Source organism: Streptomyces sp. NPDC127119, from assembly GCF_042677425.1.
Taxonomy (GTDB): Bacteria; Actinomycetota; Actinomycetes; order Streptomycetales; family Streptomycetaceae; genus Streptomyces.
In genome coordinates this window covers 107,553-118,424 of the sequence record NZ_JBHXTO010000013.1, presented here as the reverse complement: position 1 = coordinate 118,424, position 10,872 = coordinate 107,553, and the positions used below count along the sequence as shown (strand labels likewise).

Genomic DNA, 10,872 nt, shown 5'->3' with positions numbered 1-10,872 from the left:
GCGGGCCACCTGACGGGCCCGCACCGGCTCCGGCTTGCCCGAGCCCGCGTCAGATCCGCACGATGCGCCACCGGTTGTCGGCGGACCCGTCGTCGGGCGACTGCACGGCGAAGGCCCCGACTGCGGTGGAGTTGCCCGCGATGCCGAGCAGTCTGCCGCTGTTGCCGTTACGGATCTTGTGGGTGCCGTCGCCCTGGTCGAGCAGCGTCCACAGGTGGTCCGCGGTGCCGTTGTCCGCCCACTGGAGGACGCTCGCGTTGTCCGCGGTGGACATGTCCCGCACCCCGAGGACCTTGCCGCTGTTGACGTTCCGGATACGGACCGCGGACCCGTCCTCGATCAGCTCCCAGTCGTGGTCGGCGGTGCCGCTGTCGGTCCACTGGAGGGCGAGACCTCCGTCGGCGGTGGACATGTCCTGGATGCCCAGGACCAGACCGCTGGCGACATTGGCGAGACGTACGTACGCGGGGGCGACGCCGCTGGTGTTCCAGTAGACGGTGTAGTTGAAGCCGTGTGCGTCGTGGAAGGGGCCCAGGTCCACGGTGGAGCCGTTCGCGGTCGCGGTGAAGGCGAGTGAACTGCCGCTGCTGCGCGTGATGGTGCCGGTGTCCAGCAGCGGCAGCCCGCTCGGTGTGCTGTCGCCGTAGTCGCCCGCCAGCACGACCGGTCCGTAGGTGACCGCGGCGGTGCCCGCGCTGTCGGGGGCGGGCCGCACGACGACCCGCATCGGCAGCCGTACGGTGACGGTGTCGCCGGAGGCCCAGGCCCTGGTCAGGGTGGCGTAGGTGCCGGGGGTTGCGGTGATGTTCTGCGCCACTCCGTTGACACTGACCGTGGCCGCGGTGGTCCAGCCGGGAATGCGGATGCGCATCGCCCACGTTCCGGCGGCGCTGCCGGTGACCTTGAGCGTGGTCGTGTCGCCGGTGGGGAACGTGGTGGTCTGGGTGACGGTGATCCCGCGCTGGGACCAGGTGAGCACCGACGGCACGAACAGGTTCACGGTGAGCGTCGAGCCGCCGTCGTGGAAATAGACGGAGTCCATCAGCCGGGTGTGCGTCTCCACGCCGGTGCCCTGGCAGCACCAGAAACTGTTGTAGTCGGTGCTCCACGTGCCGCCGCCCCAGGCCGGACCCACCCCGCGACGGCCGCCCGGATGGAGCGGGGTGAAGTAGGTGACATGGCCGTGGGCGTCCGCCGGGTTCTGCTGGCCGATCATGTGGTTGAGCCAGGCCTGCTCGTAGAAGTCGAACAGTTCGGCCCGGTCCGGGGTCACGGCGAACAGGTCCCGGGTGAGCTTGAGCATGTTGTACGTGTTGCAGCTCTCGCAGGTGTCCTGCCGCAGGTACGAGGCGATCGCGTTCGGCGCGCGGAAGTGCTCCGCCTGGCTGTTGCCGCCGATGGCGTAGGTGTGCGAACCGACGGTCATGTTCCACGCGTTGGTGGCGATGTCCCGGTAGCGGGTGGTGCCGGTGGCCTTGTACTCGCGCAGGGCGCCGATCCACTTGGGGACCTGGGTGTTGGCGTGCAGGCCGTTGAGCTGGTCCGAGTTCGCGGCCAGCGGGGTGAACACCGCGGCGTGGTCGAAGCGTTGGGCGACGGTCAGCCAGCGCGCGTCGCCCGTCTGCTGGTAGAGGTCGCACAGCACGTCGTTCATGCCGCCGAACTCCACACCCAGCATGGTCTGCATCTGCTGACCGGTGAGCCGGCCGGTACGGGTGTCGACCCAGCCCGCCAGGGCGAGCAGGACGTCCCGGGCCTGGGTGCTGCCGATCAGACGCCACACGTCCAGCAGTCCGGCGAGCGTCTTGTGGACCGTGTAGTACGGCACGTTGCCGTTGCTCAGGGTGCCCTGTTCGAGGGCGGCGAAGTCCGACTCGGGATAGCCGCAGAGGTATCCGGTACTGAATCCGGCGGCGCTGTTGTTGGCCTGGCACTTGGCCAGCTCCGCCACCGTACGGACCGCCTTGTCCCGGGCGGTCGTGTCCCCGGTGACGGCGTACAACTGCGCCCAGGCGGTGAGGAAATGCCCCTGGACATGACTGCGGAAGGGGAAGTCGGGCGCGTCCCAGCCGCCGTTCGCGGCGGCGCCGGCCGTGGAGAGCCTGTGGTTGGCGCGGAAGACGTACAGCAGCCGGTCCACGTCCACGAACCGCAGATACGCGGCCGTGCGGTTCTGGTTGTCCAGCCACCGGCTCGCGGTCAGCCGCACCTGACCGAAACCGAAGGAGTACGCGGAGACCCCGACGTCGGCACGGGCGGGCGGGACGGCAGCCTGAGCCGGGGAAGCACCGAGGGCAGGGCCGGCCGCGGAGGCGGCGACCGTGGCTCCGGCCACCTGCAGGAGGCGTCGTCTGCTGAGCGAAGAGGACATCGTGCACCTTTTTCCGATGGGTCGGCGGGCGGGTGGACTGACGGGCGATCGGTGGGCAGGGGGCGGCCGGGACGTTCCCCTGCCGGGGTCGTGATCACGGCGGACATGCCGGATCGGTGCTCACTGCGGGACATGGGTGCGCGCATGCGGCCCTCGGCGCTGAAGCGGATTCCGGTTTCTCGCGGGCGGCTCACCCGCGCACACTGTGCGCTGCTGTTCGTCATATCGAACAATGGTCGACTCTTCGACAAGCACGGATGATAGGCGTGCGAACAACGCCGTCAACACCCTTCGTGCCGCGTTTTTCGCCGCCGGCAGTCAATTCGCTTCCTGGCGCGGTGCCTGCACGCGACACGGGCGAGGAATGACAACGTCCTCCAACACCCCTTCGGTACGGGGGTGTTGGAGGACGGGGTGGGTCCGGCCGGGCCGGATCTCAGACAGGTGCCTACGCGCCGGCCTTGGTCACCAGCTCGACGAGCGCGTCGGCGGCCGGGCCGGAGGAGGCCGGGTTCTGTCCGGTGATCAGCAGACCGTCCCGCAGGACGTACGGGGCCCAGTCGTCGCCCTTGGAGTAGATCCCGCCCAGGCGCTTCAGCTCGTCCTCGACGAGGAATGGGACGATCTCGGTGAGGCCGACCGCCTCCTCCTCGGAGTTGGCGAACCCGGTGACCTTCTTGCCCCGCACCAGCGGCGTACCGTCCTCGTCGACCGTGTGGCGCAGGACGCCCGGGGCGTGGCAGACCACCGCGAGGGGCTTGCCCGAGCGCAGGGTCGTCTCGATCAGCCGCGCGGAGTCCGTGTCCTCGGCCAGGTCCCAGAGCGGGCCGTGGCCGCCGGGGTAGAAGACCGTGTCGAAGTCGTCGGCCGAGACCGAGTCCAGGCGCACGGTGTCGGCCAGTGCCGCGGTCGCCTCCGCGTCGGACTCGAACCGGCGTGTCAGGTCGGTCTGGAAGTCGGGCTCGTTGCTCTTCGGGTCCAGCGGCGGACGGCCGCCCTTGGGCGAGGCGAGCGTGATCTCCCAGCCGGCCTCCTGGAAGCGGTAGTAGGGCGCGGCCAGCTCCTCCAGCCAGAATCCGGTCTTGCGGCCGGTGTCACCCAGCTCGTCGTGCGAGGTGAGTACGAGGAGAACCTTCATGTCTGCCTGCTCCTTGGTCGGGTGCCTGGGGGACCGGGTCTGATTAGACCGGTCGTCTAGAAATGTTCAAAAAAGGGGAGGGAAGTCGGGGTGGTCGGGCCTACAGGTGCAGCAGCCGGCGAGTCATCGCCGTCGTGGTGTCCAGCGGCGCGGGGCTGCGGTGGATCTTCGCCATGACGCTGGCGCCGAGCCACATGTCGTAGAGGACCTGTGCCGTGCTGCGGGCATCGCCTTCGATGGTGACCGACCCGTCCGTCAGGCCGTCGGTGATCGTCCGCTCAAGGCGGTCGACGATCGCGTCCGTGCCTTCCTTCAGGACCAGACGCATCGGCTCCGACAGGTCGGACACCTCGGCGCCGAGCTTGACCGCGAGGCACTTGCCCTGGCAGTCGTCCAGGCTCTGCGTCTCCCGCCACTGCTGCCAGTAGGCCGTGAGCCGCTCGGCCGCCGACTGGCCGGGCCGCGCGAAGACGCGGTCCATGTCGGCGACGTACTCGTCGAAGTAACGCCGTAGCAGCGACTCTCCGAAAGCGTCCTTCGAGGCGAAGTAGTGGTAAAAGGACCCCTTCGGTACGCCTGCCTCCGCGAGCACCTCGTTGATGCCGACCGCGGAGTAGCCCTTGTGGGCCATGATCCGCTGGGCGGCGTCGAGGATGTTCCGACGGGTGTCGGTGGTGCGTGCGGTGGCTGGCATGTCGGTAACCGTAGCGCATGATTAGACCGGTCGTCTAGTCCGTGGGTCGTTCACGCCGCCGGTCCGCTCGCGAAGGCCGTCGGGCCGGTCATGAGGGCTGTCGGGCCGGTCCCGAAGGTCGTCGGTCCGGTCATGAAGGCGGCGATCCTCTCCGCGACCACGACGGTCGGGAGCGCCGGGGTGGCCCGCGGGATGTCGGGGAACACCGACGCGTCGGCGATCCGCAGCCCGCTGACGCCGACGACCCGTCCCTGATGGTCGACGACCGTCATCGGATCGTCGGGGACGCCCATGGCGCACGTACCGGCGGGATGCCAGTAGTGCGAGTGGTGACGCCTGATCCAGTCGTCCATGCCCTCGTCGTCCGGCGGGACCGGCTTGTGCAGGGGAGTGCCGAGGTGGCGGTCCATGCGGGGCAGTACGTTCTCGGCCGTCCAGCGCAGACCGTGGCGGACGCTTTCGAGGTCGGCGCCTGCCGCGTCGCTGAAGAAGCGGGGGTCGACGATCGCCCGTACGCCGGGTGCCCGGGACGCGAGCCGTACGGTGCCGCGCGAGCGCGGACGGAGCTGGCTGATGGGCAGGACGCACCGCCAGCCGTACTCCTGCGTCGGATCGGGCTCCACCCACGGATAGACATGGAGGTCGTACGGTCCGTCGGAGACCGGGGAGCGGAGTTTGACGACGCTCTGCTCCTGCGGCAGCCAGCCGCCCCCGGAGAACTCGGCCAGATCCCGTTGCAGTTCGGCGGTGCCGGCGAACTCCAGCAGGGCCGCCGGATGGTCGTGCAGATTGGCGCCGACTCCCGGGCGGTCGCTGACCAGGTCGATGCCCAGGTCCGCCAGATGGGCCGCGGGTCCGATGCCCGAGCGCAGCAGGACCTCAGGACTTCCGTACGCGCCCGCGGCCAGGACCACCTCCCGGGCGCCGATCCTGGAGGTCCGGCCGTGCCGGGTGACCGTGACGGCCTCGACGGCGCCGTCGAGGAACTGGATCCGGTCGACCAGCGCGTCGGCCGCGACGGTGAGGCCGGGCCGGGCGCGCTGCGCGTCCAGGTAGCCGAACGCGGTGTTGATCCTGGTCAGGTCGCGGACGTTCACGGGCGCGCAGCCCACGCTCTGCGAGGCTCCGAGATCGTCGAGGTCGTCCAGGGCCGGTATGCCCGACCGCCGGCAGGCGCGGATGAACTCGCGCTGGAACGGCTGGATCTCCTCCTCGCTGTAGCGGCGGAACCGCAGCAGCTCGGCTGCGGCCGTGAACAGGGGAGCGAGGTCGGCGGCGCCCCAGCCCGGACAGCCCGCGGCGGCCCAGGCGTCGTAGTCACCGGCCCAACCGACGCTCTGGCTGCAGCCGTTGTGTGCGGAACACCCGCCGATGACCCGTGCGCGGTCGTACGTCAACGGCTGCCCGGCCGCCCCCGTGCCCTGGTATCCCCAGTCGTGGGTCGTGGGCAGTTCGGCCGCGTCGAGCAGCTCCGCGGGCCAGGCGCCGTCCGCGAGCGGGCCGTAGTCGGGTCCGGCTTCCAGGACGAGCACCGTCCGCCCGGCCGCGGCGAGCCGCGCCGCGATGACGCAGCCGGCCGTGCCACCACCGATCACGATGGTGTCCGTCCGCTCCGGCAGCGGTCTGACCGAATTCATCGAGGCCTCTCGGGTTCTTTCGTTCCGTCGGAATCGCCGTCGGACTTTCCGTCAGGAATACCGTCGGAAATGGTTTCGGAACTGGTGTCGGGAATCGGTTCGCTGAACGCGTGGACCACTCCGAGATAGGCGCTCGCCTGGACGGTCCACCCGTCACGGTCCGTCCGCTTGGGAATGTCGGGATGCGTGCGCGAACGCAGCAGATACCCCACGGACAAGGCCTCGATGGCCCAGATCAGGTCCTCCATGGTGCGGTCGGCCCTCAGGCGGCGGCGCGCGTACCGCAGCAGAATGCCCAGCAGGTGATCCGTCGCGTTGACATAGCGTTCGTTCGCGCCGGCCTGGGCGTCCCGCACCATGTCGACCGGGGCCAGTGCCCCCAGCCCGAGGGCCAGGAACAGTTCAGGAGACGCGCTCGTCCACCGGAAATCGGCCTCGCTGATCTGACGGAAGATTTCCTCGGGTGCTTCTCCGTCGGCGACCAGCTCGAATGCGAGCGCCTGGATCTGCCCCGCCCCGGGCGTGGCGATCTCGTCCATCACATGGCTCATCAGTTCCCGCTGGAAAGCGGCCTGATCCTGCCAGATCTGGTAGAAGGCTCCCGTCGTCAGCTTCTTGTCGTCGGGATTGCGCCGGTTCACCTCGACGAGAACGTCGGAGATACGGATGTCCGCCAGGGGATTGTGCAGCTTCGCCGACTCGGGGCGCGTTCGCTCGATGGCGAGGTTCGTCGCCGCGTCGAGCAGCATGGCTCGGGTCTCCTCGCGGGGGCGGTGCCGGCGTTGAGGACGCTTGGGGCCGGTCGACTTCGTCGCGCCATCTTTCGGGGTATCCACCATGCGGCCAGCGTACTCCGTATCGCGAGATCGTAAGAATTTTACCATCAGGGGTCGTCGTTCGGCCGGGGCTGTCAGGACCGACCCGGACCTGCGCGTCAGCGTCATGACGCGTCGATCCACTCCGATGTGTCGCGCGCGAAGAAGTCGGTGAGGGTCTCGCGGCGGACCACCTCGCGTGCCTCGCCCTCGGCACAGAAGACGACCGGTGCCTTGAGGGCCCCGTTGTAGTTGTTCGCCATGGTGTGGCAGTACGCCCCGGTCACGGGTATCGCGATGACATCGCCGACCCGCGGTGCCCGCAGGGTGACGCCGGAACTGATCCGGTCGCCCGACTCGCAGTGCCGCCCCACGATGTCGACGGGCTCACCGCCGCCGACCCGGTCGACCAGAGTGGCCTCGAACCGCTGCCCGTAGAGCGCGACTTCCATGTTGTCCGCCATGCCACCGTCCACGGCGACGGTCACCCGGTCACCTCGTTTGACGTTGACCACGCGGTACAGGGTCACCCCGGAGCGGGCCACCAGACTGCGGCCCGGTTCGATCATCAGCCGCGCGGAACCGGGCAGATGACGCCGGGCGGTGTCGACGACCGCGCCGATCCACTCCTCCGGCTCGGGCGGGTGGTCGGTGTAGGTGTAGCGCGCGCCCAGGCCGCCACCGAGGTTGTAGGTCTCGAACTCCCCGAGGCCGGCGAGGGCCCGGACGGCGGCGGCGAACGGCTCCACGTCGAGGATCTGGCTGCCGACATGCGTGTGCACTCCGGCCATGCGCAGCTTCGCACTGGCACGTATGCGCTCGATCGCTCGCGGCACCTGGTCCAGGGGGAGTCCGAACTTGGACCCCTTCTGCCCGGTGGCCACCGCCTCGTAGGTGTCCGCGCGGACCTCGGGCAGCACCCGCACGAGGACGTCCTGACGGCCGGTCACCGTGTGGTCCAGCGCGCGTTCCAGACGGTCGATGTCGTCGAAGTTGTCCACCACGACCAGGCCGACGCCGGCGGCCACCGCCATCTCGATCTCGGCACTGGTCTTCGCATTGCCGTGCAGGACCAGGTCGCGGCCCTCGACACCCCCGCGGAGAGCGGCGGCCAGCTCACCGAGCCCGGCCACGTCCACGCCGATCCCCGCCTGCGCCATCAGCCGGTACGCGGCCACGCACGGAAAGGACTTGGAGGCGAACACGAGCCGCGAGTCGGGCCAACCGGCGCTCAACGCCTGCTGGTACCGCCGGATCCGTGCGCGCAGACCCGCCTCGTCGACGACGTACGCGGGGGTCGAGAACCGGTCGGCGACCTCGGACAGGGCGACGCCGCCGACGGTCAGGCCGCGGTCCGCCTCGACGGTCGTCCCCTCGGGGAACAGCTCCAGGATGCCGGGGTTCACGCCCATGCGAGCATCACATGCTTGATCCGGGTGTAGGCCTCCAGGCCGTACAGCGACAGGTCCTTGCCGTCGCCGGTCTCCTTGAAGCCGCCGTGCGGCATCTCGGCGGCCGTCGTGATGTGGGTGTTCACCCACGCGACGCCGAAGTCGAGCGCGCCGGTGACACGGAGGGCGCGGCCCACATCTCGCGTCCACACACTGGACGCGAGGCCCTGGCGTACGCCGTTGGCCAGGGTGATCGCCGTCTCCTCGTCGGTGAAGGTCTGCACGGTCAGCACGGGCCCGAAGATCTCCTCCTGGACGATCTCGTCGGCCTGCTCGACCCCGGTGATGACGGTCGGTTCGAAGAAGAAGCCGGGACCGGCCTCCACCTTCCCGCCGGCGGCTGTCAGGGCGGTGCCGCGTCGGCGTTCGACGAGCCCCGACACCCGTTCCAGTTGCGCCCGGCTGATCAGCGGGCTCCTGCCGTCCCGGGCGTTCCCCTGCTCCACGAGCGCGAACGACCGGGCGTGGTCGGCCAGGGCCCGTACGAGTTCGTCATGGACGTCGGCGTGCGCCAGTACACGCGACGGCGCGGTGCAGTCCTGGCCCGCGTTGTAGAAGGCGGCCTCGGCGATCAGCTGCGCGCAGTGGGTCACGTCGGCGTCCTCGAAGACCAGGACGGGACCGTTGCCGCCCAGTTCGAGATGCGTGCGGCGCAGGTCGCGGGCGGCGGTGCGCGCCACCTCGCTGCCGGCACGGGTCGAGCCGGTGAGGGCGACCATGTCCGCGCGCGGATGCCCCGCCACCAGCTTGCCCGTCTCCCGGTCCCCGCAGACGAGGTTCACGCAGCCCGGTGGGAGGTGGCGTCCGCAGATCTCGGCGAGCAGCAGCGCACTGGACGGGGTGGCCGCGTCGGGCTTGAAGACCACCGTGTTGCCCGCCGCGACGGCCGGAGCCAGCTTCCAGACCGCCGTCATCAGCGGGTAGTTCCAGGGGGCGATCGAGGCGATCACACCGACCGGTTCACGGCGGACCATGGAGGTGTGGCCCGCCACGTACTCCGCCGCGGCGCGCCCCTCCAGCAGACGGGCGGCACCGGCGAAGAACCGGAACTGGTCGATGATGGGCAGCAGTTCCTCGGACCGGAAGAGATCGGTCGGCTTGCCGGTCTCCCCGCACTCGGCGGCGACGAATTCGTCCGCCCGCGCCTCCATCTCGGCCGCTATGGCGAGCAGCGCCGTCTGCCGTTCCCCGGGGGTGCTGTGTCTCCAGGACGCGAAGGCCACGGCCGCCGCGTCGAAGGCGGCGTTCACCTCGTCGGCCCGGGAGACCACGGCGGTCCCGCGGACCTGTCCTGTACGCGGATCGGTCAGGGTCGACCGCCCGGCGGCGTCTCTGCGGGCGCCGTCGATGAAGTTGACGACGTGATGGGCGTGGTCGACACGTTCGGCTTGGTCGGCACGTTCGGCGTGGTCTGCTTGGTCGGTCATACGGGGACTCCTGTCGTGCTGCTCGTACTTCGAACACTGGTCGGTACCGCCGTGCACACCGGTCGGTCCTGTGGTGCGAGGAGGTGGCGGCCGGTCACCCGGACCGCGACTCCACCAGCGCGCCGTCCATGTAGACGGCGTCGATCCGGTGGGCCAGGCAGCTGAAGTCGGAGGCGTCGCCGGACACGACGACCAGGTCCGCGCGCTTGCCGGGCTCGATGCTGCCGTACCTGTCCGAGACACTCAGCAGCCGAGCGGCGTCCAGGGTGCTGGCGCGCAGCACCTTCGCGGGGCTCAGGCCGTTGGCGGCCATCAGCTCCAGTTCTTCCAGGTTGCGGCCCGGAGCGAGCCCGACCGCGTCGGTGCCCATGGCGATGGTGACGCCCGCCTCGCACGCCTTCTTGAACGAGGCGAGGTGGGTGTCGGCGACCTCGTGGGCCTTCGCGAGCGTGGCGTCGGTCAGCCGGGCGCCGTTGGCAGCCGCCTTCAGCACACTCCTCGGGGCCAGCAGGGTGGGCACGAGGAACGCCTCGTGTTCGAGCATCAGCTCGATGGCCTCGTCGTCGAGGAAGATGCCGTGCTCGATGGACCGCACCCCCGCCCGCAGCGCGTTCTTGATGCCGACGGAGCCCTGGGCGTGGGCCATCACCGGCAGGCCCGCCGCGCGTGCCTCGACGACGGCGACGGTCAGTTCGTCGAGACCGAAGTGCGCGTGGTGCGGGTTGTCGCGCGGCGACATGACTCCGCCGGAGGCGGCGACCTTGATGACGTCGGCGCCGGCCCGGATGACCTCGCGGACCGCCTTGCGCATCTCGTCGACGCCGTCGACGACCCCACGGGGCCGCCCGGGATGGGCGATCCTGTTCTCGACGCAGTTGCCCGAGGCCAGCCAGCCGTCCGAATGCCCGCCGGTCTGGCTGAGCATCGAGATGGCGATCTGCAGCCGGGGCCCGTCGATCAGACCGTCCTCCAGGGCGGTCTTGACGCCCAGGTCGGCGCCCGCCGCGTCCCTGGCGTGCGTGATCCCGATCCGGCGCAGGGTCCGTAGATGCCGGGCGGCCTGGAAGAACGGATAGGAGAACGGGGTCTGCAGCCGGTCCACGGTGTCGATGCTGCCGATCATCACGTGGACGTGGCAGTCGATGAGGCCCGGCAGAAGGGACTTCCCCGTCAGGTCCACCTCCACATCGCCGTCCAGACCGGTCCCGACGTCGATGATCCGGGCACCCTCCACGACCACGTCGCCGTGCCGCGGCTCCGCGCCCGTGCCGTCGGCGACGAGGCCGCCCCGGAACAGGATCCGCCGCGGGCTTGCCGGACGTTCGATCGAACCCATCGT

At 70.0% G+C, this 10,872-nt stretch carries 8 protein-coding genes; all 8 read right to left on the bottom strand.

Going from position 1 to position 10,872, the window contains the following annotated elements; genetic code table 11:
- Positions 1 to 49: 49 nt before the first annotated feature.
- Positions 50 to 2,371: a beta-L-arabinofuranosidase domain-containing protein gene (locus ACFVH5_RS09485; RefSeq protein WP_385832973.1), complete on the bottom strand. Its 2,322-nt coding sequence runs from the start codon at positions 2,369 to 2,371 to the stop codon at positions 50 to 52.
- Positions 2,372 to 2,819: 448 nt separating this feature from the next.
- On the bottom strand, positions 2,820 to 3,509 hold the full coding sequence (locus ACFVH5_RS09480) for a type 1 glutamine amidotransferase domain-containing protein (RefSeq protein WP_385832972.1): 690 nt from the start codon (positions 3,507 to 3,509) through the stop codon (positions 2,820 to 2,822).
- Positions 3,510 to 3,609: 100 nt separating this feature from the next.
- Positions 3,610 to 4,203: a TetR/AcrR family transcriptional regulator gene (locus ACFVH5_RS09475; protein WP_385832971.1), complete on the bottom strand. Its 594-nt coding sequence runs from the start codon at positions 4,201 to 4,203 to the stop codon at positions 3,610 to 3,612.
- A 50-nt stretch (positions 4,204 to 4,253) separates the two neighbouring features.
- Positions 4,254 to 5,840 (bottom strand): GMC family oxidoreductase, encoded by a 1,587-nt coding sequence (locus ACFVH5_RS09470; RefSeq protein WP_385832970.1) that lies wholly within the window; start codon positions 5,838 to 5,840, stop codon positions 4,254 to 4,256.
- Complete coding sequence (locus ACFVH5_RS09465; RefSeq protein ID WP_385832969.1) at positions 5,837 to 6,679, bottom strand: hypothetical protein; 843 nt, start codon at positions 6,677 to 6,679, stop codon at positions 5,837 to 5,839. The genes ACFVH5_RS09470 and ACFVH5_RS09465 overlap by 4 nt, the downstream gene beginning before the upstream one ends.
- 101 nt (positions 6,680 to 6,780) lie before the next feature.
- On the bottom strand, positions 6,781 to 8,067 hold the full coding sequence (lysA, locus tag ACFVH5_RS09460; RefSeq protein WP_385832968.1) for a diaminopimelate decarboxylase: 1,287 nt from the start codon (positions 8,065 to 8,067) through the stop codon (positions 6,781 to 6,783).
- The gene (locus tag ACFVH5_RS09455) at positions 8,058 to 9,533 is read right to left on the bottom strand and encodes an aldehyde dehydrogenase family protein (RefSeq protein ID WP_385832967.1); all 1,476 of its coding nucleotides are present in this window, start codon (positions 9,531 to 9,533) and stop codon (positions 8,058 to 8,060) included. The genes lysA and ACFVH5_RS09455 overlap by 10 nt, the downstream gene beginning before the upstream one ends.
- 94 nt (positions 9,534 to 9,627) lie before the next feature.
- On the bottom strand, positions 9,628 to 10,869 hold the full coding sequence (locus tag ACFVH5_RS09450; RefSeq protein ID WP_385832966.1) for an amidohydrolase family protein: 1,242 nt from the start codon (positions 10,867 to 10,869) through the stop codon (positions 9,628 to 9,630).
- Between the last annotated feature and the right edge of the window lie 3 nt (positions 10,870 to 10,872).

Excerpts from the sequence above, each read along its gene's own strand:
- ACFVH5_RS09485 (WP_385832973.1), bottom strand. The coding sequence starts at position 2,371 with ATGTCCTCTTCGCTCAGCAGACGACGCCTCCTGCAGGTGGCCGGAGCC.
- ACFVH5_RS09480 (WP_385832972.1), bottom strand. The coding sequence starts at position 3,509 with ATGAAGGTTCTCCTCGTACTCACCTCGCACGACGAGCTGGGTGACACC.
- ACFVH5_RS09475 (WP_385832971.1), bottom strand. The coding sequence starts at position 4,203 with ATGCCAGCCACCGCACGCACCACCGACACCCGTCGGAACATCCTCGAC.
- ACFVH5_RS09470 (WP_385832970.1), bottom strand. The coding sequence starts at position 5,840 with ATGAATTCGGTCAGACCGCTGCCGGAGCGGACGGACACCATCGTGATC.
- ACFVH5_RS09465 (WP_385832969.1), bottom strand. The coding sequence starts at position 6,679 with ATGGTGGATACCCCGAAAGATGGCGCGACGAAGTCGACCGGCCCCAAG.
- lysA (WP_385832968.1), bottom strand. The coding sequence starts at position 8,067 with ATGGGCGTGAACCCCGGCATCCTGGAGCTGTTCCCCGAGGGGACGACC.
- ACFVH5_RS09455 (WP_385832967.1), bottom strand. The coding sequence starts at position 9,533 with ATGACCGACCAAGCAGACCACGCCGAACGTGCCGACCAAGCCGAACGT.
- ACFVH5_RS09450 (WP_385832966.1), bottom strand. The coding sequence starts at position 10,869 with ATGGGTTCGATCGAACGTCCGGCAAGCCCGCGGCGGATCCTGTTCCGG.